The 25,185-nt window shown below is 57.6% G+C and carries 27 protein-coding genes; 16 read left to right on the forward strand and 11 right to left on the reverse strand.

Annotated features, from left to right (window positions below):
• The first annotated feature begins 375 nt into the window (after positions 1-375).
• The 3 genes from NO931_RS20305 to NO931_RS20315 all read left to right on the forward strand — a co-directional run bounded on the left by NO931_RS20305 (position 376) and on the right by NO931_RS20315 (position 3,283).
• Complete coding sequence (locus NO931_RS20305) at positions 376-1,926, forward strand: hypothetical protein (RefSeq protein WP_256394215.1); 1,551 nt, start codon at positions 376-378, stop codon at positions 1,924-1,926.
• Positions 1,927-2,143: 217 nt separating this feature from the next.
• Positions 2,144-3,007 carry an AAA family ATPase gene (locus NO931_RS20310; protein ID WP_256394190.1) on the forward strand — a complete coding sequence of 288 codons (864 nt, stop codon included), beginning with the start codon at positions 2,144-2,146 and terminating at the stop codon, positions 3,005-3,007.
• 54 nt (positions 3,008-3,061) lie between these two features.
• Positions 3,062-3,283 carry a ribbon-helix-helix domain-containing protein gene (locus NO931_RS20315; protein ID WP_256394191.1) on the forward strand — a complete coding sequence of 74 codons (222 nt, stop codon included), beginning with the start codon at positions 3,062-3,064 and terminating at the stop codon, positions 3,281-3,283.
• Positions 3,284-3,419: 136 nt separating this feature from the next.
• Here the strand turns inward: NO931_RS20315 and NO931_RS20320 are convergent, their stop codons facing one another.
• The 3 genes from NO931_RS20320 to NO931_RS20950 form a co-directional block, all read right to left on the reverse strand.
• A complete protein-coding gene (locus tag NO931_RS20320) occupies positions 3,420-3,737 on the reverse strand; it encodes a hypothetical protein (protein ID WP_256394192.1) in 318 nt (105 codons plus the stop codon).
• A 315-nt stretch (positions 3,738-4,052) separates the two neighbouring features.
• Positions 4,053-4,946 carry a hypothetical protein gene (locus tag NO931_RS20325; RefSeq protein ID WP_256394193.1) on the reverse strand — a complete coding sequence of 298 codons (894 nt, stop codon included), beginning with the start codon at positions 4,944-4,946 and terminating at the stop codon, positions 4,053-4,055.
• 365 nt (positions 4,947-5,311) lie between these two features.
• Positions 5,312-5,668 carry a DUF7718 family protein gene (locus NO931_RS20950; protein ID WP_445668790.1) on the reverse strand — a complete coding sequence of 119 codons (357 nt, stop codon included), beginning with the start codon at positions 5,666-5,668 and terminating at the stop codon, positions 5,312-5,314.
• Positions 5,669-5,843: 175 nt separating this feature from the next.
• Between NO931_RS20950 and NO931_RS20335 the strand changes: the two genes are divergently transcribed.
• Positions 5,844-6,194 (forward strand): HVO_A0114 family putative DNA-binding protein, encoded by a 351-nt coding sequence (locus tag NO931_RS20335; protein ID WP_256394195.1) that lies wholly within the window; start codon positions 5,844-5,846, stop codon positions 6,192-6,194.
• Between the two features lie 68 nt (positions 6,195-6,262).
• Positions 6,263-7,189: an HNH endonuclease gene (locus NO931_RS20340; protein ID WP_256394196.1), complete on the forward strand. Its 927-nt coding sequence runs from the start codon at positions 6,263-6,265 to the stop codon at positions 7,187-7,189.
• A gap of 637 nt (positions 7,190-7,826) precedes the next feature.
• On the opposite strand, the gene NO931_RS20345 is transcribed toward NO931_RS20340, so the two are convergent.
• Positions 7,827-8,441, reverse strand: coding sequence for a site-specific integrase (locus NO931_RS20345; protein ID WP_256394197.1), 615 nt, complete (start codon positions 8,439-8,441; stop codon positions 7,827-7,829).
• Positions 8,442-8,591: 150 nt separating this feature from the next.
• Complete coding sequence (locus NO931_RS20350; protein WP_256394198.1) at positions 8,592-9,107, reverse strand: helix-turn-helix domain-containing protein; 516 nt, start codon at positions 9,105-9,107, stop codon at positions 8,592-8,594.
• 363 nt (positions 9,108-9,470) lie between these two features.
• On the opposite strand from NO931_RS20350, the gene NO931_RS20355 reads away from it, so the two are divergent.
• Positions 9,471-10,022 (forward strand): DUF8170 family protein, encoded by a 552-nt coding sequence (locus NO931_RS20355; RefSeq protein WP_256394199.1) that lies wholly within the window; start codon positions 9,471-9,473, stop codon positions 10,020-10,022.
• 39 nt (positions 10,023-10,061) lie between these two features.
• Here NO931_RS20355 and NO931_RS20360 read toward each other — a convergent pair whose 3' ends face one another.
• A complete protein-coding gene (locus NO931_RS20360; protein ID WP_256394200.1) occupies positions 10,062-10,880 on the reverse strand; it encodes a recombinase family protein in 819 nt (272 codons plus the stop codon).
• 83 nt (positions 10,881-10,963) lie between these two features.
• Between NO931_RS20360 and NO931_RS20365 the strand changes: the two genes are divergently transcribed.
• From NO931_RS20365 to NO931_RS20375, 3 genes are read left to right on the forward strand one after another with little or no spacing between them, the layout of a single operon-like run.
• The gene (locus NO931_RS20365) at positions 10,964-11,500 is read left to right on the forward strand and encodes a hypothetical protein (protein WP_256394201.1); all 537 of its coding nucleotides are present in this window, start codon (positions 10,964-10,966) and stop codon (positions 11,498-11,500) included.
• Positions 11,493-11,897: a hypothetical protein gene (locus NO931_RS20370; RefSeq protein ID WP_256394202.1), complete on the forward strand. Its 405-nt coding sequence runs from the start codon at positions 11,493-11,495 to the stop codon at positions 11,895-11,897. The genes NO931_RS20365 and NO931_RS20370 overlap by 8 nt, the downstream gene beginning before the upstream one ends.
• A complete protein-coding gene (locus NO931_RS20375) occupies positions 11,890-12,015 on the forward strand; it encodes a hypothetical protein (protein WP_256394203.1) in 126 nt (41 codons plus the stop codon). The genes NO931_RS20370 and NO931_RS20375 overlap by 8 nt, the downstream gene beginning before the upstream one ends.
• A 341-nt stretch (positions 12,016-12,356) precedes the next feature.
• On the opposite strand, the gene NO931_RS20380 is transcribed toward NO931_RS20375, so the two are convergent.
• From NO931_RS20380 to NO931_RS20395, 4 genes are all read right to left on the reverse strand, one after another.
• On the reverse strand, positions 12,357-12,947 hold the full coding sequence (locus NO931_RS20380) for a hypothetical protein (protein ID WP_256394204.1): 591 nt from the start codon (positions 12,945-12,947) through the stop codon (positions 12,357-12,359).
• Between the two features lie 160 nt (positions 12,948-13,107).
• A complete protein-coding gene (locus NO931_RS20385) occupies positions 13,108-14,031 on the reverse strand; it encodes a hypothetical protein (RefSeq protein WP_256394205.1) in 924 nt (307 codons plus the stop codon).
• Complete coding sequence (locus tag NO931_RS20390; protein WP_256394206.1) at positions 14,031-14,576, reverse strand: hypothetical protein; 546 nt, start codon at positions 14,574-14,576, stop codon at positions 14,031-14,033. Before NO931_RS20390 ends, NO931_RS20385 begins: the two co-directional genes overlap by 1 nt.
• Positions 14,573-15,532, reverse strand: a complete 960-nt coding sequence (locus tag NO931_RS20395; protein ID WP_256394207.1) for a winged helix-turn-helix domain-containing protein — start codon at positions 15,530-15,532, stop codon at positions 14,573-14,575. The genes NO931_RS20390 and NO931_RS20395 overlap by 4 nt, the downstream gene beginning before the upstream one ends.
• A 364-nt stretch (positions 15,533-15,896) precedes the next feature.
• Here NO931_RS20395 and NO931_RS20400 point away from each other — a divergent pair, with 364 nt between their 5' ends.
• The 7 genes from NO931_RS20400 to NO931_RS20955 all read left to right on the forward strand — a co-directional run bounded on the left by NO931_RS20400 (position 15,897) and on the right by NO931_RS20955 (position 23,306).
• The gene (locus NO931_RS20400) at positions 15,897-16,286 is read left to right on the forward strand and encodes a hypothetical protein (RefSeq protein WP_256394208.1); all 390 of its coding nucleotides are present in this window, start codon (positions 15,897-15,899) and stop codon (positions 16,284-16,286) included.
• A gap of 217 nt (positions 16,287-16,503) precedes the next feature.
• Entirely contained in the window at positions 16,504-16,845 is a 342-nt protein-coding gene (locus NO931_RS20405) for a hypothetical protein (RefSeq protein ID WP_256394209.1), read from the forward strand.
• Positions 16,846-17,105: 260 nt separating this feature from the next.
• The gene (locus NO931_RS20410; RefSeq protein WP_256394210.1) at positions 17,106-17,408 is read left to right on the forward strand and encodes a hypothetical protein; all 303 of its coding nucleotides are present in this window, start codon (positions 17,106-17,108) and stop codon (positions 17,406-17,408) included.
• Positions 17,408-18,739 carry a hypothetical protein gene (locus NO931_RS20415; protein ID WP_256394211.1) on the forward strand — a complete coding sequence of 444 codons (1,332 nt, stop codon included), beginning with the start codon at positions 17,408-17,410 and terminating at the stop codon, positions 18,737-18,739. Before NO931_RS20410 ends, NO931_RS20415 begins: the two co-directional genes overlap by 1 nt.
• Positions 18,736-20,496: a 3'-5' exonuclease gene (locus tag NO931_RS20420; protein ID WP_256394212.1), complete on the forward strand. Its 1,761-nt coding sequence runs from the start codon at positions 18,736-18,738 to the stop codon at positions 20,494-20,496. The genes NO931_RS20415 and NO931_RS20420 overlap by 4 nt, the downstream gene beginning before the upstream one ends.
• Complete coding sequence (locus NO931_RS20425; RefSeq protein ID WP_256394213.1) at positions 20,496-22,439, forward strand: toprim domain-containing protein; 1,944 nt, start codon at positions 20,496-20,498, stop codon at positions 22,437-22,439. Before NO931_RS20420 ends, NO931_RS20425 begins: the two co-directional genes overlap by 1 nt.
• A gap of 480 nt (positions 22,440-22,919) precedes the next feature.
• Positions 22,920-23,306, forward strand: coding sequence for a DUF7344 domain-containing protein (locus NO931_RS20955; protein ID WP_445668791.1), 387 nt, complete (start codon positions 22,920-22,922; stop codon positions 23,304-23,306).
• 256 nt (positions 23,307-23,562) lie between these two features.
• Here NO931_RS20955 and NO931_RS20430 read toward each other — a convergent pair whose 3' ends face one another.
• Positions 23,563-24,582 carry a hypothetical protein gene (locus NO931_RS20430; protein ID WP_256394214.1) on the reverse strand — a complete coding sequence of 340 codons (1,020 nt, stop codon included), beginning with the start codon at positions 24,580-24,582 and terminating at the stop codon, positions 23,563-23,565.
• Positions 24,583-25,185: the final 603 nt, after the last annotated feature.

Raw genomic sequence — 25,185 nt, forward strand, 5'->3', positions numbered from 1 at the left:
AGTGGAGGGAGCAGCGGCGGAAGCAGTAGTGGAGGGAGCAGCGGCGGAAGCAGCAGTGGAGGCCGTAGTAGCGGACAAAGCGGCCCGCTAGACACCGCCCGGGAGATCGGCGGCGACGTCGGGAGCGCGGTCGGTAGTGTGGCGGGCGCGAGTACCGGCACCCTGGGGGACGCAGCGGGGGCACTTTCGGGCATGCAAGACGGTAGCGGTGGGGCGGGCGGCTACGACTACAATCTCGGATCGGGCGGCGGTGGGATGGATCAACAGTCGCCGCCTGCCAGCTCGTCGAGTGGCGGTAACGGTTCGGGGCCACTCCAAGTAGACCTAAGCCCGTCTAATGACGATCCCTCCGGCATCAATCAAGAGTCGGCGGGCATGGAGCAGATTGAGCGCGCGCAGCAAGAGCAGTTTGCTGGCGGAGGGGAGGACCAGTCCGCTGCAGAGCAGATGGACGACCTCACAACTGGCGGCCTTCTCGGCGAGCAGCAAGAGGAGGTTCTTGGCGACTGGGCGAAGCCGTTCTCGTCGCTCTCATCGAACATTCGTGAGGGGGACGGTGGCGACCAAGGCACCCTAGAGAACGTGGGGCGCCATGCGGGGGCCGCAGTAGTGGATATTGCAAACGTCCCCGGCCACGTGAAAACGGCAGAAACGGGGGTCGAGGTTGCGACAAGCGCGCCGATCGAGGCAGCAGAAGATCCCGGCGCTACGGGCACGGCACTCAAAACCGGCGGGGAAGTCGTCTATCAAGCAGAGAAAGAAGCCGCGACGGGCGACCCTGTGGGGTACGCAACAGAGTTCGTCACGGGGGCGCTGATTACCGGCGGCGCGTCGCGGCTGGCGAGAGCGTCCAAAGTGAGCAAAAGAGGAGGAAAAGGAGGAGGAGCGGACGCGCCACGTCCCGACTGGGCGCAGCAGTCGGACACTTCCCGGCGCATTGGCAACTTCCGTCAGGATGTAGAGCGGTTTTTGAGCGATGACCGCGGGCAGCTCCAACAGTCTCGCGGGCGATCGCGCCAACGTGATGGGTCTGAGAGCAGCAGCGATACGACCATCACCGGCTCGGACCTGGATGTGAGCAGAACAGATCCACAGCAGGGCGGCGGCGCTTATCCAGGGCATGATGGGCGCCCCAACTCCGGGTTTGGAGACGGCGGTGGTGGCGGCCCCTCAGGCAGCGCTGGCGGCCCGTCCGCTACACCGGAAGGGTTCGGCTCCACACGTCGGACGCCGGACGCCGATGCGCCCGACGGCGGCATGCGTGCCGGTACTCCTGACGGCCTTCAAGCGGAGGCTGGCGGGGCGCTCTCAATGCTCGACCAGGCGCAACAGTCCGAAGTGACGCAAGAGGAGCCCGGCCCGCCAGGGACTAGTGAGGACCTGACGGTGCCGGGCATGATGGACCCGGACGTTGGGGGGCCGCTAACGGACACGCTGTCCGGCATTGGCAACGCGGTGTTCGATACGGTGCGAGAAGGCACAGACACCGGGACCGGGACCACGCCAGGATCAGACACGGACACCGGGACGGGCACGGACACCGACACCGATACGGACGTTGGTATAGGCCCCAAGACCGGGATCACGCCGGGATCGGACACGGACACTGGGACAGACACGGACACCGGGACCGATACCAAGACGCCGCAGACACCGGGGACGCCCGGTCGTGGGACGCCGGGCCCAGGGCGATCGACGCCGGGGAAACCCCTCAAACCAGCCACGCCGACTCCAGGGCGACCGGGGCGCCCGCGGACGCCGATGCCGGTGTTAGAGCTTGATAGCGGCGACGATAGGAAAAAGAAGAAGCCCCGCTTTGAGTTCGGGGCGCTGGGGATCACAACGGACTTTGTTGACCCACTGTCCGGTGAGGTGCTGGAAACAGAATCGGAAGACCAGTTCAACGCCACGCTCCCCGGCTTCTAACTCTCGCTATTCGAGCTCGTCGGTGGGATCGTCCACGCTCCCGCTCTCTTCCTCCTCGCACTTGCCGACGTCCGGATCAACCCGATACGTCGAGCCACGTGGGCCGCTCACGAGGTCGAGGAGTCGCTATCGGAACAACGTCTGACATACATTTAAGAAGCCGGAATGAATCCACTATGATGTCACATCGAAGTCGCAATGATAGGAGTGTGAAATCATGGGACGAATCCAAGAAATAGCTGAATCTACGGAATCGGAGTTGGAACAGTACTTGGACCATCTTGGGTGGGCGGAGAATCCGTTCGCGCGATCGGCCACGCTCGACGAGTATGTGCTCCCATCGCCGGAGGACATCGCGGACATCTCGGCCCAGATCCAGAGCTATACAGGGCCGATCCTAGTCCACAGTCGCTACAGCGGCGCTGGCAAGACGACTCTGCTCAAGATGATCCTCGAAGAGTTTAGCGAGGACTATCGGACGATCTACGTCGGAGAGCACAACGTGACCTCGTACGAGCTCGCAGCGCTCGTCGCAGACAAACTCGACGTCGGGAAATCGTCATCGACCAAACTTACTGAACAGAAAATCGGTGATGCAGAGTTCGATGCTCCAGTCTTGCTAGGAATAGATGAATTTGGATTGAACGATCCGGAGACACTGCATGTCCTGCAGTTCTTGAACGATCTCGATGGGTTCCATGTTTTGCTGACCGGGATGTCCTCGCAATGGGAAGCAATCGGGAGTCTCGGTAGTGACGGGCGAGCATTTCAGCGCCGCGTATCGTACTCTCTCGAACTAGAGCCATTCACCCAGGACCAAACCGAGGAACTGATTCAGCGCCGCATCGCGTCTGCTGAGGGACTCAGTCACGAAGAGTATGAGCAAGCGTCTCTGGAGCCGTTTACAGATGAGGCTATTGCGACAATCCACGAGCGGTCAATGGGTGTCCCTGCTGTCGTAGCAGCTGCCTGTGCAGAATTAGTAGGCCTTGCGGCCTACCAGCACCTGAACGGTGGTGAGAGTAGCATCACCAGCGAACTGGCGACAGCAGTTGAGTATGCAGATCCCGAAGTCGAATAGCATCAAAAAGACACCACATTGAAGTCATTACAAGATCAATCTGATACCATAACGATGTCACGGCGAAAGATCACTCAGGAAGCGGACGAAGAATCGGACGCGTCAGAAACCGACAGCGAAAGTCAGGACACAGAACGGGAACAGCTTACACAGCGGATGCCGCCGAACCTCGTCGAGCGTGTTGACGAGTTTGCCCAGGAAAACGGGATCAGCAGTAGGAACGCAGCCATCAATATGCTGGTTCAGCAAGGACTCCAGCAGTTTGGGTCAAACTGATATCAATCTGCCGTCAAAGAGGCTTCAGTGTGATCTCTATAGCGGTATACGGTTAGCGAATATTCATCTGTCCTGAACAGCGTCCAACTTCGTGCTACTGCGCACTCTCTCGATTAGCACAGAAGTCTTCCCTGAATTAGGCTGCATTCAAATAACTATTCGCCGGGTATCCTGCTTCTGTGACCTTCGTTCGGGCTACACGACGGATTTTCCGGTTCTTTGGCCGTTCACCGTTATCCTGGATAGATTCTTTAATGTACTCAGCAACTTCATCAACGACATCTAAATCCGCGCACTCAGACACATTCACTAGTGTTGCTTTGTACCCCTGTTCTGACATTGGGTAGCCTTGACGTCCCCCAAGAACCTCGTCATTGATTTCTTGGAGTTCGTATAGATGACCTTTGATTAGCAGCTCGGTACGACGACTTCTTGTTCCAAGTTCTTCAACCATGGTAGCTCTTGATGGTAGTTTTTTGTCTCTCTGTGCGATCGAGGCGGTCCCCAACATCCTATTCCTCCCCTGTGCCCAATCTCTTGGTCACCGGTTGTTGCTGGAGTGTCGGTTCCACTCTTCCCCTGACTCACTATGTTAGCTATCCCGGGACTGCTATCATTAGTAGTCTCGGGATTCATTGCTAAAGACTTATTGGTAGTAGTAGTGAAGTTGGGAATGAGGACGCGGGGGCGGCGGTTAGCGTAACGCGCCGTCGCCTCCGGTTAGGGGTGTGAGGTAGTGGCTCACGCCCTATTGACGTCCGGTTTTCCGTTATATCTCCTCGCAGAGATATCTGTATACGACTTCATCGTCGTCTTGGATCTCTTCAACAAGGTCGCGGTAGGGGTCTTGGGTTGTTGGGACGGGATCGTCCGGATATCCTCGTCCAGTCATCCATGCTATTACTCGTGATCGGACTTCTTCCTCGCGAACTGGTTGGAACTCCTCAAGGTGATAGATTTGCTCCGGCTGAGGAGCTCGATCAACCCACGAATTGTCAAATCGGCGCACTGGGTCGGGTAACGTACTTACACTTGCCCCGTCCTCTATTCGGTCGTTCAAATACCCCGCAATGTAATCTGCTATAGTATTTTGTGGGTATATTAGGTCGGCTTCTCGAAGGAATGCGAGGTATACTGGGCAGATACTCCGCTGAAAGCTGGTATCAAAGTGGCTTGGCATGATCTCGCCTAAGCCTTCTAGGTAGGGATCATTGGGATCATACGCCCCGTCATGAAGTATCCCCGTATCCCCGCACCCATGAGTGACCACACCTTCCCGTAACCCATCTGTAATGCTCTTTTTGACTGCCATCGAGGTAGCAGCAGCGATCTCGTGCTGGGAACTTTCTGGAGGGCAGATGATTGCTGCCCATGTGATGGAGAGGCCTTGTAAGTCTGAGATCAGGTCCTTTACCCGACTGATACGTTCTGAGCGGTCAAGATCGCCATGGCGGAGTATTGACGAGGATTTATACCTGAAAGGCTTCAGATCATTTTCGATTAGTGCCCGGACCAATGAGATATCCTGTTCACGGGCACAACGAACTGCTACGACGATTTCACACCCTTGACTGGTGGATTCATCTAACCCAATCAGATTTTGTACATCCGTCTGATGTCCCCGTGAGTCCGCAATAGTAACAGAACGTATAGAATCACTCATTGTCTCAAAATGGCTATTAGCAATCAGAATAGGTCGTTTGCTCTATATTAAAATACTGCTTCTCAATTGAGGGAGAGCGAGTTCCGCCTAGCAGTTTGGGTCAAACTGATGTCGCTCTGATATCGAAGAGACTCCAGTATGATTTCTGTATAGCGGCATACAGTTTGTACGCATCAGCGACGCGGCAGCTGTTGACGACGCCCAACATCCAGCGAGTTCTATGTGGCACTATTTTGGATTCTAGAACCCTATTCTCCTGCTGCGAAGTGTAGGGGTTTTGTTCTGAGAATCTCCATAGACCCGCAATTGATCCACGGTCCGACGATCGCCTCACTGGGGACGGTCGAGGCGTCCCCTGTTACTGCTTACAGGTCGGGCCGAGGTTGCTTGCCGTGGTTCTCCAGATACGTTCGCGCAAAATGCGCCCACTTCTCCTCAAGGCGCTTTTCAGCCTCCCAACAGTCGTCAATGTCCACGTCGAAGTCCTTGTAGTCGGTACCAGTCTCCCGGTAGTAGCGGTCGATGTGGATGTCGCCCTCCTCGTGTTCGGCGTCATCTACTTTCGCTACCTCGACGCGGGTACCATCTGACAACTCGAAGAAAAGAATGACCGCGAATGACTCGACATTGTTCGTATTCGGTGAATGTCGAGCCCCAATCTGGAACACGGTGTCTCGAAGCCTGCCTTTCTCGTACACGTACGTGAATTTAGAGTCACTCATAGATTGCAAACAGACGCGAGAATGCGCCCTCACTATACTCTAATAGTTCCAGCCACTTAAATGTTCGGATAGTAGACCGTTGAGGTGTGATTGAGCGTTGTACGACTGTTAATGAGATGTTCAGTAACAGTTATACCGTTGCGGTTCCTACACAACAGTAAGAGGTTGAGAAGTTATGTCCCAAATTGATTGGTCCGATACGCGACTTGATGATGATACTCGCGCAACTCGGCGCGGCGAAATGGCTCGCGCGCTTGCTCGTGGCGGGATGGAAGGTGTGCAGGTTATCAGCCTAGAGAGTGCTGAGAAGGTTTTGACGCCTAAGCGGCATGAGATCATCGAGACCCTACGTGAGAAGGACGTCGAATCGGTCCGCCACCTTGCACGCTCTCTTGATCGTGACAAGGGGCAGGTGAGCCGCGATCTTGGTGTCTTGGCTGAACATGGTGTCATTGCCTATGATGAAGAGGGGCGTTCCAAGCGCCCCTATCTCGTCCAAGAACACATCATTGTCGAGCCCCTCTAATACAGCCGCTATGCCAGCTGGAGTAACTCAACAACTTCTCCCATCCTATTCAACCGCGGCGAGATGTAATGAGAGATCCCGTTGAAGCAGACCAGATAGTACCTCTGGCGATTGGACAACGAGTGGATGTCGAAGAAATCTCGGACCGGATTGGAATAGAGTTCCCGTCACCAATACCCAGTATTCGTGCTGCATCAACCGATGGTGGGACCTCATTTATTCTACTCTTCGGCACCGAGGACGGACCCTACGACCACGGGATACAACCAGGGGAGTTCACCTACATCGGTCTAGGGACCAACGGCGACCAGAGTACCCGAATCCACGGCAACTCCAATCTTATCAGCGCGATCGACGAGCCAGTCCCTGTTTTCCTGTTCTACAAGGAATCAGCAGAGCGGGACTGGCAGTATCGGGGGCAGGTTTCAGTTCTTGACTACACTACTGAACTCCGTGACGGGTGCGAAAGGCTCGTGTTCAGGATGGAACACCAGGGTTCACCGGCAGAGGAGCGGGACGAAAGAGAGAAATTGCCTTCCAACACTACTGACGCCCCCACCTCGTCGAATGAAGACTTGTCCCTTGAGGACCGGTATGAGAAGACTATCCGGAACAGTACACAGGCATTCTACGAAGGCGTCAAAGATGCGTATAACAACTGTTGTGCCATTTGTGGGCGCCAGCGGATGACTCCTGAAGGGAACCCAGAAGTCGAATCAGCGCATATCCATCCCCGAGAAGACGGAGGATGTCACGAGCTCCAGAACGGGATCGCCCTTTGTCGGCTCCATCACTGGGCATTTGACAATGACTGGATTGGCATCAGAGAAGACTACACGATTAAAGTCCGAGACGCCCCCGACATCAAGGGCTACGACGACTTCAAACACTTAGAGGGGCAAGAACTCTATCTACCGGAAGATCCGGAACTTCACCCAGCCAAGGAATTCATTCGCGCCAAGCAACGCAGACAGACTCTTTTCGATCGAGAGTAGCTCTACGTGGGGGGCATAGAACGATTCACATAGGGTTCTTTTTCGACCCATTCGGACTGAACCTCCCGTTCACTCTACCTGCTTATCTAACAAGGGAAACTACTTCATAGTAATCAAGTGACACGTAAGTATGCCACCTTCTGTTTCCCGACGTTCGATTCTCCGAACCAGCGGGGTCGTTTTGTCCGGTGCCGTAGCAGGTTGTTCGGGACTGTCTACCGAGGATGCGCCACCAACAGTACCGATCTTCTTAGAGAACCGTGATGAGAAGCAGCATTCTGCATTGGTCCAGATACACTCGGTAACTCAAGAAGAGGCTTTTGCAAGAGAGATTTCAATTTCTCCCGGCGAAATTGTCAAAGCAGGAGAGGTTACTACGGAAGAGTTCTGCATTCGGGGTCAGGTCTCTACTCTGGATATGGATAATACGTGTCCAACACAGGGAGAACAGGACTATTCACAGCACGGATTCATGGTCGTCATTTACCAGACTCCGCCCCCTGATGGGAGAGAACGCCGAGTTGAAATTGTCAAGATACAAGATGCCGACGTTCAATAAGTATCTCCCCTGTACATACCGTTTGTCAGGTAGCTACGGGGAAGTATGTGGACTGTTCTATGACCCTCTGTTACGCCGCTACTGCCGCATCTCATGTCGGTTATACTCCCGGAGGAGGTCTTCTTGTGTTGGCTCGCTCAGCTCAGCTGCCATACTGTCGAAGCGTGTCCAGCCTCCAATTTCGAGGACGACCTGGGGATGCATTCGGAAACGCTCGATCGCATTCACGACGAATGACGCACGAAGATCGTGAGGCGATAGCTTTCGAAATTCGTCCTTCCCGGTCTGTTCAGCGGTCTTCACTCCAGCCTGTTTGACGTGGTTGAAGACGGACCGAGTGCAGTATTGGATTAGCGGATCTCGATAGGAGAGATCTTCCGCTTTCACGTGTTCTTCCATCAAGTCAAACAAGTCTTCAGGAAGGATGGTCTCCCGCCCATTATCCTGTCCTAACCGTGGGACTTGCTTTTCCTTATGAGGGATGTGGTAAAACAGAACCTCTTCACCACCGCACTGCACTTCCTCAACACGTTGCAGTGTCGCCTCTAAGGCCTCAGAGTACCGGAGACACGATTCAGCGCAAAGCCGCATGACGATCTCGGAGTCCCGGCTCGTAGCATTCTCCAACACCAACTGGTATTCTTGTGGGGAAAGGATCAGTCGCCACCCGTTCCCAAGCTGCTCGACTTCCATCTAGTGTAGGATATCTGAATCCCGATAGATAATGGTTGCACCCAAAAGGACTACAGAAGCGGTTGTAACAGTAATCAGCGTGCCCAGTCACACTGGGATATTTCGTCCAGCCACCACTCGGCAGCTCTGCTGAAGGGAAAGAACCTAGAGCTAGACAGAGTCGTCAGCAATAGGGGAGGCAGGGCCCCAGTCAGGGCGGGGAGCCTCCATGTATTTCTCTACATCGGGGGTGAGGCGCGTGTCCAGAGTAGTCTTTTGGAGTTCTCTCTCGGCACTCAGCAATCCGGTCTCATTGAGCAACGTGCGGCACTCTTCTGTGAGACCGTAGAATTTCTGCGGATTGTCCCGCGTACGGTCTTCTTCAGGGAGTGCGACTTTCTCCACCATCCCCTTCTCAATTAGGCGATCAAGGTGGTTTCGGATCGTACTCTTGCTGGTATCGACCATGAAATAATCTATTTCCTTGAGGGATGGCAGCTGCTTGGGATGCCCGTAGATGTTTTGAAGGATCTCGAAACGGGTCGGCTGGGTGATAAGGTTCAATAACTCTCGTCGGTTCCCTGTAGCCTCATCTACTGGGGTATTCTGCTGACTGTACCGCTCGTTATTTTCGAAATTGTGGGGCTTTTCTTTGTAGCTTGGCATTCTCAGTACCGATGTTTCCATCGGCATTCCTTCCCAGACTGTGCGGACTGGGACTATTCGACCGCTCATCACCACAGGTGTGGGCTATGGCGATGAGCTGAGCGTCATCGTTTACCGGTTGGGTTGGCGGTTCTGTGTCGGTGCTGCACTAGGGAGGTCACAGGTCTATACGACTGACCCGGTCGGACTGCCCATTTCTACGGGCGGACCGCGTCGAGATCGCCGGTCATTTCTTCGCCCTGTACGCTCGCGATGGCCGTATTCACTTGCATCTCTGATTTGACTTAGAATGGAACAGGACATAAGCATTGTGACCAGGGTCAATGTGGTCTACACCACATTGGTCCCAATACTTATGTACCCCGGGGCCAAATACTACCAGTAATGAGTAACTACCCGGGAGCGGCGGTGTCTTCTCGTCTCACCCCCGCTCAGCGAAAATCTGTCCTTCAGGTTGAGAGAGAAGTCGCGGAGCTCTATCTGGACCACGATACACTGGTCTTTGTTCTAGGGAGCTTCGACGACGGCAAGAAACACCGATTGGAGAACTTCTGCGGTCTCACCAATTCCCGTCCACTAAACAACGCCGCGGCAAGGTTGATGGACGAGTTCTTAGAAGACGCCGACCGAGAGCTCCAGAGCAACCACAAGTTCAAAGTCCTCGCCCTCCACGCTGATGCGATTGTAGGTGTAGCAGAAGATGACCAGGGCGGGTTTGTGATGGAACAGGGGATTCTTGTCGATAATCCGAACCTACTCGACAAAACATATCTTCTCCGGCGCAACTATGGCGACGACGGAAACCGTGAAAAATACTGCTGGATGCAAAACGGATTCTTCACGGAACTGAACAACCGAAATCAGGTGTATGACTGGGGCTTAGGCAATAGCTTCGACGACAGCGCCAGAGAAGTACTGGACGACTTAGGGTTGTAATCGTAGCGGCCTGGCTAACGCGTTCTCGGGATTACTCATTCAGCTATCGTTGCTGGCCTCTTGGACTTCTTCGCGAGCAATGTCGCGCATTCGAGATTCGAGATCCTCAACCTCAGTGCTAGAGAGATCGTCAAGCGGGCGTAGTTCGTCAACAGCTTGATCGACACGATCGTCGTACTCAGCTGCGTCGCCAGCCAAGTATAGCTCGCTCCGATCCTCATAGAGTCGTGAGAGCGTGCTGAGGGGGATACCTGTCTTATCGGCGACTGTGGACTTCGACTCGCCACGCTCGACACGAGCGAGCGCCTCGCGCGTCAAGAGGAACTCCTCTACATCAACGTGCAATCGTTTGTCCTCTCCAATGGTGAATCCACGCGGCGGGCGGCCAGTCCACTTACCAGCGTCCTGGGCGGCGCGGATTCCTGAGTTGATCCGGCGGAGTTTCTGCTTGTGCTCCACGCGCGCGAGGTCTCCCATCACGCCTGCGATGAGCTGCTTCACGGCTCGATCAACAACCCCGTCATCAAGATTCAGCTCAAGGCCAACTTCCAGATCCCGGACGCTGGTGTCGTTCTCCAGAGCATGCTCAAGGAACTCGTGGGTCGCGCCGGCGCCGAGGCGGGACAGTCGCGATAGCTCGTGAACGACTACGACGTCTAGCTTGCCCTCGGCGATATCCGCCCACAGGCGCTCATATTCTTCGCCACGGCTTTGGGCGGCGCCAGAGACGACGTCGGGATAGAGCTCGATCTCCGGGTCGGTGTAGTTGGCTTCGGCGTACTCGCGAGCGTCAGCGATCTGCCGGTCTACGTCTTGTTCGTCAGTCGATACGCGGGCGTACAGCCCGATTCGCGTCATGGTTCTGGGTAGGCAGTAATTTGCAATAAAGCCCCCGGGCTTTTGGAAGCACTTCCAAATGGTACACCTTTTGGGATAGTTTTATGGTGGTGGCATCAGATGTACTCAACAGAGCACGGTCGCGCCGCTCGCCATTCGACTGCTGTATGAATGGAAGTGGCGCCGGTGCTGAAGACACCGACGCCGTGCTGGAGCAACCAGCAATGCAAGATACGCAGACCGGGGCCAAAAGCCCTACGCGAGCAGATGGAGGCAACGACAACGAACCAGACTGGGAGGCAGTCGCGCGTCAGGAAGTTAGTGGCCGCATCGAGGAACTCGGTCACGATGCCGAGGACCGGTTTGCTCGGCTGAGTGAGGCCGTCCAAGACGGGAATGTCGATGAACAAGCGGTGCGGGATTTCGACGAGCTGCTGATTGCGAAGCATCTCGAAGCACACCAGCTGCTGGAGCGGATCGGCGAGGACCCCAACACCGACGACGCGTTGAGTATCGCGTGGGAGATCGTCGCTGAGGCTGCAGTTCCGCAGCGGTCCGACAGTAACCGGATGCAGGAATTGATTGTCGAACTCCAACAACAACTTGTCGCGGAGCAGAACGGCGGTGATGGTGATGACTGACCGACGCAGCTTCCTGAGCGCCGGCGCAGCCCTACTTGGACTGTCCTGGCCGGATCAACTCCGCCTCGCAACCGACATCACCGAGGAGCAGATCCAGCAGTTCCACGATGACGAGCCGAATGAGTTCCCCCGGCGGTACGAGCAGACTGGGCTCAGTGGTGCATTCATCAGCGAGGAGTATTCGTCCGACACGAGCCTGTGCGTGGATGTCTATCCGCAGCAGGAGGACGGAGCAATCTCGATCGACATCGAGGCTGGCGGGATTACTCTTGGCACCCAGCATTCTGTCACGGACGCGCGTGAACTCGCCGACTACTTGGAGCAGGCCGCCGACGACGTCGAAGAGTGGCGAGAGAAGACCTGGCCCGAGCATAAGCGGGAGGGGAACGATGACTGAGCGCGTCACTGCTCGCATCCATCGCGATGCCGACGGCGAGCTCCACCGCGAGTACATCGTCGGGGGCATCGCGTACGCGTCGATCGACGCCGTCGAGCAACACCTGGAGACAGCATGATCGCGGACCCGGGCCGCCACGCCCGACTATCGTGGCCGCTGCACGGATGGTACAGCACCGTGCAGAGGATCGACTCACCACGTGAGGGATCGGCTATGTTCGCCGTGGCGAACCTCTGGAGTAAGAGCCGAGGGGTAAGCGTGGAGGCAGTAGTACAGCGGCTTCCGTCAGGTCAGGGGCTGCCGGGCAGTCACCAAGGCGAGGCAGCTGGCGCCACGCGCGCCGATAAAGACTGATTCGCGGGTTAGAACCTCCTTTTGCCGCCGTTGAGTGTGGGGGTCGGACCGTGAAAGTCCCCTTCGAGGATAGCGTATAGGTTGGGGAGACACCCAGAGCCGCCGTCAATTGTCAGTATCTTCGTGCGCGCGAATGAGCTCCTTCCGCCACTCGTTTTCTTCCTTGGGCCAGTCGGGCCGATCGCCAATCCCCTGCGCGATGACGGTCTCCTCTGACTCACTAGGAGTGCGATCCTCTCCTTCGTTGGACGACGAGTACCATTCAAGGGAGACGTCGGCTAGGACGAACTCGTCATCGTAGGCGTACTCGTCCTCCGGGGAGTGGTAAACCGTCGTCGCCTCCTCCGCGCGTACGAGGGTGGCTGTCCCCATCGCTTGAGCGACTCCTACCGTGGCGATCTCTTCCTGCGACTGGTGTGGGTGCCGCTCGTGGAACAGCCCACGCACCTCCCACTCCAGGCCAGGAAGCCACGGCTGTTCTTCGTAGACTGCGATGAAGCGGATGCGCTCCCGCTCCTCGAAGGTCTCGTCGGCGAGATCGTCCCAGTCGGCTCCCTCGTACTTCATTCGCAGGGTGTTCTTCGAGTCGCAGCGACTACAGACCTCGTCGGGAGAGTACCGAATCGGTCGGCCTTCGAGATGGTCGGCGAGCTGTGCTTCAGTGACGTCGTCGGGATCGGGAATCTCTGTGGTCATGTTCATGCCGGCGTAGGTGCGCTGGTCGCTTCCAGATGGGTCGGCTGATTCTCTATGCGTGTATGTACTATATACCCAATTGTGGGACCGTGGTGGAAATGGCTGGACTGCCCGCTGTCGTGCGATTTCGGGGCGTCACATTTCCACGGCGATTTAGCGGTCATCTGTCGGTTGGATCAGGGACTAACTCGCGGTGCTCACCCTCTCGCCACTCCTTGACTCTGTCACCAACCCAGGACTTCTTGTAGCCCTCAATGACCTTCGCAACGTCAGTGTAGGTCGTGTCATTCTCGTCGCTCCAAGGCTCGTAGAGCCTGATGGCGTACCTGATTGCTTCGCGGCGGCGTACCTCGTCCGGATCTTGGGCCTCTTCGACGTCGTCGTCGAGGAGATGGTCGGCGTCCCACGTCTCCGAGTGGATTAGATCGTCTTTCTTCTGGCTGAGGTGCTTGTAGTACGGATCATTCTGCGCATCCATGTTCGGGAACTGAATTCGGCGTGCGCCGTCACCGCCCTTGCTCAGCCCCTTCGTCCGGACACCGCTACCACCACCTGAGTTGAACGGAACGGTGACCTTGTACGGCTGGAACGTCCCGATGGGCTTCTCGCGACACCAGATGCGGTAGTCGGCGAGTTTCTTCAGGCGCTTGTCAGCCTCGTTCCAGTCGGGGAGCGTCGCGATCGTCACCACACGCTTCGTCCGGAGCAGCTGCCACGCTCGCCCGAAGTCCACGTTCTGCTGGGCCATCGCCCGGCGCTTGTCGCCGGCGCCGGCCCCTACGAACTCGTCGAGGACGAGCACTGAGGGTTGTTCTTGGCCCGGGTGTTCCTGGTATCGGCGCAGGTACTCGGTCCCAGAAAGCGTCAGGTCGTCCTTCTGGATGTTGTAGCGGAAAGCTCGGGCAAAGAGGCGGGCCAGTGCAACCGCTCCCGATGTCTTAGCGACGCCTTTTCGGGCGTTTTCGGCATCAAGGAAGATGATCGCGCCACCCTTTCGGATGCCAAAAACGTCCTCCATCAGGGTATTCCAGAACTTCGTCTCGGTGATGTGGTCGTTCACCGAGACCTCGGTAGCTTTGCTCATTAGTCGTCGGCCACCTCATCGATTTCAGGCTTCTCGCCCTCACTAGGCGGCCCTTCCTCCAGAATGTCCGAGTATTCGAAGCCAGCGTCGCCCTCGTCCTCTGCCATCTCCAGATCCATGCCCACACGCGCGTAGAACTGATTTGCGGCGGAGAAGTATTGCATAACTTCCTGAGGGCTCGGAACTTGCTCATACTGGTCATCGCTGATCTTCACCCCCATACGGGAGGCAAATCCGATTAACGACTCGTGGGTGAGTCTGTCGTCAAGAAGTTCACTGTCATCAACGTCGCTCTGGATAATCAGCGGCTCCAGCTCCATGATGTAGAGTGAAACAAGGTACCCGAGGCGGGTTGCTTCCCTTAGATTGTACTTTCCACCTCCCACTTGCGGCATCTCCATCTGGCTGACGAACTCCGTCACTCGCTGGCGAGCCTGGTGAATTTCCTTGAATCGCTGCGTCCGGTTGTAATCATCCGGGTCAACGACCCGTTCAATGGCCTGTTCATCGGACCAGCGCCCGTCCCCTTGATTATCACTACTCATAGTCCTGGTGCGTCACTGTCCGTTGTATCAGCAGCCTCTTCGGCGAGCTCGCGGAGTTCCTCTTCTGAATCAATCGGTGAGTTCGAATGCGTCACGAGCAACTCCACCGACTCCTCATCCAAGCCGACAGCCCCGAGCGCGAGCATATTCTTCAGCCAGCCTTTGCCGACCTCCCCGTGGGGATTCGCATCCAACATCTGTTCCACAAACCCTGGACCGGATTCTTCGGCCTCTGATACCCCGAGGGCGGCGGTTGTGAGTTCTTGACCGTGGCCCTTCGGCGACATCCAGTCCACGCTGACGTTTTCCAAGAAGACGGCATCATTGCAGGGACGGATAAGATAGTTCTTCACCCCAGCTGCGATAATAGCCGAGTTCCCGTCGTTCTCCATGACTTCGGCGCCGATGTTCAGTTCGAGATCGTAGTCATCGGGATAGTCCGTATGTTCGATCGGCGTTGTAGGCTTGGCGTACAGTTCGCCACTAATGAGCGCCTGCGTTTCGCCCTCGTCGGTCTCCTCGTAGATGAGTTCCTCTCGACGGTCCTCCCACGTTTGTGCCATCTGCTGACGCCACCGTCCTGGAACCCCCTCAACACGGAGCTGAATCTTGTCACCAGCCTCTGCAGGGCCGTCATTAGGATGCACAGCCGTCCAAGGTGCTGTGGGAAGCCCGACGAATTTATCAGTGAACTCCTTAATGAGGCTGTCCTTGTGCCGTTCCTCGATGGGCCGTGGATCTTCGTCGCTGAGGTAGTACGCCTCTGTGTTTCCGACTTTCATCGTCTTTACGCGGTGGTCTTCGACCACGTCTTCAAGCCGGTCCCGTACCGGTGGGCGAGTAACACCTAGTTCCTCAGCAATTGACGAGGCAGTCCACACCGGGCGATCAGAGTCCTCCATGAGCTGGAGAATCTGTTCCGGTGTGGCCTTCCTGTCCGGCCCTCGGTTGCTCATATAGTCGCTATCAAGTCCCATGTGCAAAACCCTTTCGTGTCCTCAAAGGGTATTTTGTCCCCCATCTATTTGTAACCCGAGGGCAAATAGGGGTGTATGGAGCACTCACGAAGGTAATTCGCTGTAGAAGACACCGGCTACCTCACGCCCGCGTCAGTTGTGGAAGGCTCGTCGCGGACAGGAGGATGCCGGCACACGGAACAGCTACCATACGAAGCCGGGTATACGGCTACGAGCTGTTCCTACCGGACTAATCGCACAGAGGGCTAATAATACCTGTGCAGGTCCGGTAGGAACGCTTCTTCGTGGTCGTCTACCAGCGCTCACTCGGCTGAAATCCAACCAGAGCGCACAGACGCGACCGATGCCACACGACAACACCACGAACGCACAAAGTGCATACGACCCACCCGCAGCTCCACTGAACGTCTACAGCGACCTCGACGCTGAAGACGGCGCCAGCCACGACCTCGAAGGCGAGACAGTCCACGTTACCAGACACGCCCAGGAGCGGTACCTCCAGCGAGTGGAGCCGGGGGAACCCTTCCCTCAGAGTCGAATCGAACGAGAGTTTCGCGAGGCGAAGAATGTTCGCCTCCCTCAAGCCGATCTGGACAAGCCGGCCCGACTACATCCTGGGAGTGGCGCGGTCTACGTGTACGACCGCGACGATCTGGCTATCGTCACCTGCTTCATTCCTACCAGCGCCCAGCTGGGCGGCGATCGCGCCGGCGCCGGCGAGGTGGTAACGTGAGCGCGCGCAAGCATGTTCCTCGCAACGGCCCCGCGCGGGCGCTCTGGGAAGCCGACGAGGACACCCCCGTCCAGCAGATCCCTGAGCTCCTCAACGACGTCGAGCGGTGGCAGTGCGTTGAGTGCGGAACGCAGAAATTCACGCGGCCTGAGCACTGTCAGCAGTGTTGCTCGACGGAGTTTGTTCGGGTCGTCCCGGCTGATACGGAGGGGTCAGCATGAGCACGATCGAGGAGAGTTCCGACGGGAAGTCGGGAAGTTGTGGCGAAGGTTGGTCTAGTCCACGAGCTGCAGGCAAGGTTAGTCCTGACGGAGAACGTTGTCGGGTTAAATGGTGGCCGGCGAGTGGAACGACTAAAATAGCGCTGTTTAGACTCGCCACAGACGATTCTGTGGCCGTTATCCAACATATCCGCACAATCGTGGTCCAGCAGCGCGGGGACACGACGGCGCGCATTGATCCCGACGCCGATCTGGCCGACGTCCCCGATCCGCTAATCGACATAATGCAGGCACAGGGCGTCAAACCCGCCAATAGCGCCGACGAGGTGGCTCAATGATCGGGACACGAACGGACGAAGTGCCTAGTTGCCGTACGTTTATTAGTTACTGGCAGAAAAGACAGTACACACGACAAGCAAGGCTAACCACGAAACGTCTGGCAGAAGTCTGTACGGGGTGGTCGGTTCCACCCCGTAGGTTGGACACCTATGACTTCTGTCGCACCGAACGTAAACTTTCCCCTCCACAGTTAGAGGAGGGTCTGTACATCGGTGCTGGCGTCTCACGACGTCGGGCGTGTCACGAGGTGATCAACTATATGCCAAGTAATACCAATAGCACGCCGACATCTGCTGTACAGTCTAAACTCTCTGAGGACACCCTGATCTGCGAGGACTGCTCGCCTCCATTTGATGCCGTTCACCTAGAGAGGACCGAAGAAGCGAGCGACGAGCAGGGCGACTACGAATTCTTCGAGTGTCCAGAATGCGGCGAGGAGGGGCACATCTTGGTGCGCCCGGGCAGCAAGACCCCGATCTACCGCGGATGCGTAACCACGTATCGGCTCCTCGAACTTGAGAAGCTCAACGCCTGGGCACGGACGAACGGGGGTCGGTACTGATGGCTGACGACGAGATCAAGGACGCCGGCATGGGCTGGTCGATCCTTGAGAATCGGGTGACGATGGACGTGATCCCCCGCGAAGAAGGGGACCTGCGTGTTCGGTTCCGAGATGACGACGACGAGGTCCTCTGGTCTTCTGTCTTCGACCGTGGGTTCTGGGAATCTCGCACTAAGAAGGGCGAGATCGGAAATAAACTCGCCGACAACACGTCCTTTGCCAAATCCACAGTGAAGGAGGAGCTCGAAACCGTCTGGACTGATCTCACTGAGAATGCTAACGAGTACGAGGGTGACCTCATCCCACCAGCGGTAGAGCAGCTCATCCAGAACACACAGACCGTCGAGGTTTACGGCGGTGAGGAAACTGAACGGCACGTCTACGTAGAAGCGCAGCCCTTCGGCGATTACGTCGGACCAGATCAAACCGATGGCGGCGCAAGTGTCCGGAAGCTCGTCTTCAGCAACGAAGAGTGGGTGAAATCTAACGGCGACACCCAGACCCCGCCGGTCGTCGAGAAGTACAGTAACGCCTTCTACGAAACTCTGGAAATCACGTGGGAGGAGTGGCGTGCCGACATTCGTCCCCACTGGAAGGACATGCAGGAGATCGTCTCCGACGACCAGATGTCCACCGCCGACCGCATCGCTATGTCGGTCGTTCGTTCGCTCCGGCACCGCCTTGACGTCCACGCTGACGCTCAAAAGATCCTCAACGATGCTTGGAACGGTTGGTATGAGGAAGATTCCGCCTACGGCGAGGTTGTGTGGGTTCCGGGCGACACGCTTGACGAAGCCCTAGACAAGCATGACAAGGGGACTGAGTACCGCTCGGCCCTTTCCCGCGCTCTGAAGGGTGAAGGATATACGCTCGGGAACCGGCGACAGACGACTATCCAAGGCGACCCGGTAGAACTCTATCCGTTCATTCCGACAACAGTCGGCGTTGAGGACCCTGACGTAGACATCATCGGGCTTGAAGACGATGATGACGACGGCGAGGAGACAGACGCAGGCGAGGATGACAGCAACGACGACGATGAAGTAAGCGAGGACGACAAGCGCATCGACGATGTTGTTGACGTCGTCGATGACTTGGACCCAGAGTGCAAGGGTGTTCCCGAAAATGAGGTCATCGCTGAGGCATCCACGAAGCGCGATCTCGGGCCGCCGGGTGATATCAGAGACGCCATCGAGCGAGGCGTCCTTAGCGGCGTGCTGTACCGGCCTGGCGACGAGGAGCAGGAACTCGTCGCAGTGAGACCAGGCGGCACCGAGACACCCGGTGAAGACGACATCGACCCCAACGAGGACGGTGTTCCGGAGCCATGACCGGGACCCACATCTGCCTCGTTCACGGCGCACCCGGATGCGGGAAGACGCACACGCTCCTGGACGCCGTCGAGGACCACGCCACCAACGACGACATCGAGATGTTCGACGTCTACCTCGCTAACTTCACCAACAACGGCAGAGAGGCGACTGCTGATGATCTCATTGAACGTGGGATCTTCGACATCAGCCAGTACGACGGGATCGATGAGGACGACCTCCGCGGACGCTGCCGGACGCTCCACAGCATCGCTCTCCAGTGCTGCCCTGAGATTGAGAATCCGCAGGAGCAGGTCATCTCGATGGACGAAGAGCCGGACTTCTACGGGACCTTCTGCCGCGAGTACGGCCTTGACTTCAAGGCGGAAGAGACCAATCCGTTGGAACTCATCCAATCCGGGAAGGAGACGACTCCACGGGGGAACAAACTCTTCGCCCTCGATCAGTGGCTACATGCCCAGTACCTCCCGACCGCCGACCGCCTGGCGAAGATTTCGAAGGCCCCGGTAGACATCGAACTCCCGAACAGCCGCGTTCGGGAGCTCTTGCGGGCCTGGAATAAGTACAAACGTGACGCGGAGTTGTACCGGGTCGAACACCACGACTACGTGGACATCTGCCTGGAGGAGAGCTACGTCCCCGATGTTCGGCTCCTCGGGATCGACGAGTTTCAGGACCTCAGCCCGGTGGAGTACGCTCTATTCAAACAGTGGCGCGACAGCGGAGAACTGGACTGGATCTACATCGCCGGCGACGTCAATCAGAGCATCTACTCGTTCCGCTGCGCGTCGCCGTATTATCTCGCCCGCACGGAGGTTGATGAACGACGGTATCTCACCGACAGCTACCGGTGCCCAGAGGCCGTCAGTGCTGTCGCCAGAGGCATTCTGGAGGCCGAGGATTCTATCACCCGGAACATCTTCCGAACGGCCACGCGCGGGCACGGATACACTCCTGAAGGCGCTGCGGAGATGCGAACCATCACCGACGACGAGAGGATGGCGGAGACCGTCCGCAGTGCTCTGGACACGCATGATGACCCGGACGATGAGGAGAAGGCAACCGTCTACCTACTCACCCGAACCAACTACCAGCTGGGCATCCTGTCGAACACGCTCCAGCGTCACGGCGTCCCCTTCGATGCGATCGGGGACAAGATGAACCCGTGGCCAGAGAAGGTCGTAGACTGCCTTATCGCGCTGCGGGCGCTGCGTCGCGGAACGCCGGCCCCGCAGGAGCCGGTGGACACGCTCCTCAACGTCGCCACGAATAGCGACCTCCGAAAGGAGCGCTTCGAGGATGCAGAGTTTGACCGACAATTCCGTGTTGACCTTGACAGCGACGCTGTCTACTTCCCACCGAAGATCAAGGCAGCGTTTCCCAGCCGATCCGCCCGCACGATCGTGGACGTTCTTGATCTCACTGACTATCAGCAGGACATGCTTAGAGGTGCGCTGGAGTCGAACGCGGCGCCGTACCCCGAACGCATCCAAGTTGGTACCATCCACGAGGCGAAGGGCCTCGAAGCGCCCTGCGTTTTCCTCTTCTCCGAGACGACGCAGAACATCCTGGATCGGTATCAGAGCGGAGAAGCACGAGCAGAAGAGCATCGGATCTACTACGTCGGAGCGACCCGAGCGTCCGAGTCGCTTCACGTCGTAGACGGCTTCTTCGACGGTCCACGCATCCCGATCTTCGCCGACGGGCTACCCGGCCATGACACCGACGCTACAACTGGTGGGGAGGTAGCAAACTGATGTCCCGAAAGATCCCAGCAGAGGGCGACTGGAGCGGCCTGCTCGACACTGCTCGCGAGACTTCGCTCGGACTTCAGCCTAGCGATGCCGTCCCACACGGGAGTCTCGTTAGCGCCGTACGCGATGAGTGTGACGTAAACCAAAGCACCGCTAGTCAGTGGATCGCGAACGCAGTTCAAAAGGGCTGGCTGGAGCAGCGGGGAACTGGAGCAGATCGGGAGTACGTTGCTGACGATGAGGATGCAACGCTTCACGACACCGAAGCTATCAGCCGATTCCTCGGAGACGACGATATCAAGGAGAAGGATGTTGAGAACGCGCTGGATGCCGCAGTAGACTACTACCATTCCCAACTCAACGACCAGCGCTGGCTCATTGAAGCGAAGTGGGGCATCGATAGTAAGACAATCGACGAGCTGCGTATCGGCTTCGCTCCCGCGAAGAACGAACTCCCAGCCCATCTCGAAGAACAGGGCATCGATCCAATCGCCGCGTTGAAGGCTGGTGTTGTTCGCTGCGGGGCAGTGAAGTATGTCTACGAAGACAACTCCGGCGATCCGGGTGATCTTCCCGCTGGCCTCGAAGAACTCGCAGCGGCGCGGGCTGCTGGTGAGATCTCCCCCGAGGAAATCAGTCTCGAAGCCGTCCTAGACGCTGTTCGCGAAGAGCACGATGTTCGCCTGTACGCTTGGTGGGACGCTCGCATCGTCTTCCCATATCACGACGAGACCGGCACCGTGCGGTATCTCATCGCCCGGAAGACTGGCCAGAGCGACGACGTCCCCGGGAAGTATCTGAAACTCGCCAACACGAAGCCGTGGGTCGCCGACGACATCGTTTTCGAGCCGATCTACGGTTGTGGCACCGTGGAGCCCAACGAGGACCTCATCCTCACTGAAGGTATCACTGACGCGATCCGGGCCCACGAGGCTGGCTTCCCCTGCATCTCCCCGGTGACGAAGCAGTTCAAAAAGGGACACTACGACGCCCTCTTGGAGTACGCTGAGGAGGTCGAGACCGCCTTCCTCTGCTTCGACTCAGAGGAAAGCGGCGTTGGCCTTGACGGCGCACTGCGAACCGCGTGGTTCCTTCAGGAGAACGGCGTGGATGCCCGCGTCGCCGAACTCCCGCGCGGCGATCGGGAGGAGAAAGTGGACCTCGCCGAGTTCCTCCAAGAGAACGACAGTAACGATCTCCGCAACGTCCTCGACGAGGCGATCGCTCCCGACGACCATCCCGACTTTGACGATGTCGTTCACGGTGATGAGGAACCAGAACCGGACGACACCCCGGGCGGTGACACCTCGGGAAGCAGCGGGGGCGGGAAAACTGGATCGAAACAGAGCGCGCTGTTCGACCTGGACATCTCCGACGTCGTCGAGAACGACAGCAGGAACGGCGTCAAGCCAGGATATCGCGGCGACAATCCCATCCGGCACGTCGGCAACAGCCACTCAGACTACTTCGTGTACGAGCAGTATCGCGGCGGGATGCGCGCCCGGGACTTCAAAGCTGACCACACCTACACGGCGCTCAGCTGGCTGGCGTGCGCAGCTGGCGCTCGGTCAACGTCGGACCCCAGTGGGTCCTTCGACGCCAGCGAAATCTGGGCCGCCTGGAAGTACGCAAAGGAGCAAGACATCTTGGGAGAGACCGACCCGATCCCGTGGCAGGCGCGACTACACATCGCTCGCGAGCACAGCCTTGCCCCAAGAGGGCTCATCAAGAAGGCTTCACGCGACCCGTCGATGCTCCCCACGACAGTCCACAACCGCATTCTGGAGACCGTTGAGGAGCAGTACGGTCTGAATCCCGGGAAAGACGCCCTCGACACCGACCACAAAGCCGAGAAGCGGGCCGAGTACCTTGCTGGTGGTGACAAAGACGACAAGGACCAGCAAGTGAAGCGGATGCTGGCGACGCTCGACGAACTTTCCGACTGACCCGGTTCCATTCTTCGCTCCCACGATCTCCACCAGCTCCGGCTCTGAGAGCCCTCTTTGCCTCCGCCCATCGCCATCCCCCCGCTATAACGCGTGCACGTAACGGCAGTAGAAGCGTCCTCAACCGAAGAATTCGCCGTAGCCGCTCTAATGGTTTGTTTGCTGGTACATTTATTGGTAAAGTTTCAGTAGGGGATAACCAATAACTGACCTAATCGCAGTACAACGTGGCGTTATTGGGATGATTTTATTGTTTATTGGTTGTTTGAGGGAGGGGGGTGGGACCCCCTCCCCACCCTCACGCGTACGCGTATTTGATGATAAAGCCGCAGTAGTATCGCTAGACGGTAGCTGCTAAGGAAATTCACGGTTTTCACCGTTCCTCGCGCTCGGAATTGGCAATAAATCTGGTCCAGAGAGCTGGCCGAGTAATCGACACACAGAGAAGTAGCGTCTCAAGCCCGCGGTGATGAATTCGTGATGGACTTGAGACGCTACTTGTCCAGTCGCATCGCTCGTGAACAACCTGCAATCGATCTCGCCCCCGACGACGTCTACACGGTGCTGTCGGCAGAACGCCGGCGGTACGTGCTGTTGATCCTCGACGAGAATGTCCCTGGAAAGCTCCCCCTGAGCGACCTCTCGCGTCAAGTCGCTACCCGAGAGACAGGCACCGATCGGAGCGGCGCTTCGACGGATTCGATCCAATCGACTTACGTCTCACTCTATCAGTCCCATCTGCCGGTATTGGACCGTCACGGCGCCGTTGAGTGGGATCAAGAGATGAACCTTATCTGTGAGAGCAACTCTGTGTCGGGCCTCGCTACTCTGATTCGGGAGATCGACGACCGTACGCGGTCCGACTAGCGCCGCCGCTCTGTCGTCACCGCACTACCTGAGGACGCCAACTCTCAGTCGCCCCTCCCGAGTTATAATTTTTAGATACGTGTCAGATCGCAACATATGTTTGGCGCCCCCGACGTATGTTCCGCAGTTAAAATCAACTGCGGAAAGCATTGAGACGGCTGTTTTCGGCATGAACAGGGTGGTCTCTCGCATCCAGTAATATATGGGGACCGTGCAGCGATTACGGTCGAAGCGTCGAAGGACTGTTGTGGATGTTCTACCAGTTTAGTGACACCATCTCGCGGCGGGTTGGTGATGCCGCTTTCACCTCATCCCACGCTGTGGTAATGGTCAGGACATCCTCGATCGGCCAGGTGCGCTGGGGATCGTTCGCTGCTTCGTGGAACGTATCTCGGGTCCACGAGACGTTCAGTGCTGATCTGAAAGGGGCGCCCGGGACTTCGATCCCTCGTGTCTGCCAGTGGTTGAAGACACGCTTTGCCGTCGCGCGAGCGTCGAATAGGAGAACGGCGGGTCGTTCGAGCTCCACGAGTTTGTGCCACGTTGATCGGTACAGCCGGTTGTTGTGGTGCTTAGTCAGCATTTCCCCCACGCGCTCGCTCCCGTTGCGATCGTGCTCCAAGAGATCAACTACGTGGCCGCCGATCGGGACGTACGTCTCGACGCGCCGGTGCTCGTCGAATGTGGCGCGGGCGGCCTCGATGCCAACGCCGACGCGGTGGGTCAGTCCCTCATGCGGGTCGCCGCGCAGGTCCGGCAGATCCTCGCGCTCATTGATTAGTGTGCGTGCTCGCTCGGAAATGTCGTAATCTGCCCGCTTCCGGGCGATGTGGGTGCTCTTTAGCCACGTCGGCGACGGCGGCGCCGGGTCGAACCACTCGCGATCGCCGAAAGCGTCGATGTACTCCTCCTCAACATTGGTAGACGGCGGGCGGAGTGCGTCGAGTTCGTCTTCGTCGAGATCGGCAGTGATGTTCCTCCAGCTGGGCACCCGATCAGCTAGCAAATGGAGGCCGTCGGGACCGACGCACTCGCCGTTCCACAGCCGCGCAAGCCGCTCGAAGGCGGCGAGGCGGTCCTCAGTTAGAGAGAGCCGCTTTTCCTCGGCGACCGCAGCGAGTTCCCTGTCGCTGAGCGTCTCTTCGATACGTCCAGGCGGATAGCCGTATTGGCGTTCGAACTCGTCCGGAGAGAGCCATTCGACATTCTGTTCAGGGAATGTCGTCACAATCGGCACGGCGCCGTACTTCTCGATGAGTGAGGAGATGGAGGGCATAATCGGGCGTAGCGATCGGTTGCGTAAGACGCTTGGGCGTTTCGCCCACTTCGAAGGTGGAGTTTGCCCTCGCGGTTTATTTGTATCCTCTACCAATTCTCTCTAAATGGTATCAGTAACGAACAAGGCGCAAGGAAAGGCGCTGGTCGATCGCGCTGGGGGGAGATGAGATGCGGCCAAACCCATTCAGTGGCAGCTCGGGGGGCGATAGCACAGCGGAGTCAGATGCTAGCGGGTCCGATGCCGGTTTTTTGGATCGCGCCCGTGATAAGGCGGAGAACGCGGTTGGCGAGGTTAAAGACACGGTGGAGGGGATAGCAGAGGGAACCGACGACGCTGTCGATCGCGCCACGGACGCCGTTAGTGGCGAGTCGGGTGGTAGCGGCGGAAGCAGCGGTGGAGGCCGTAGTAGCGGAAGCAGCAGTGGAGGCCGTAGTAGCGGAAGCAGCAGTGGAGGGAGCAGCGGCGGAAGCAGTAGTGGAGGGAGCAGCGGCGGAAGCAGTAGTGGAGGGAGCAGCGGCGGAAGCAGCAGTGGAGGCCGTAGTAGCGGACAAAGCGGCCCGCTAGACACCGCCCGGGAGATCGGCGGCGACGTCGGGAGCG

Source organism: Natronoarchaeum rubrum (assembly GCF_024494695.1).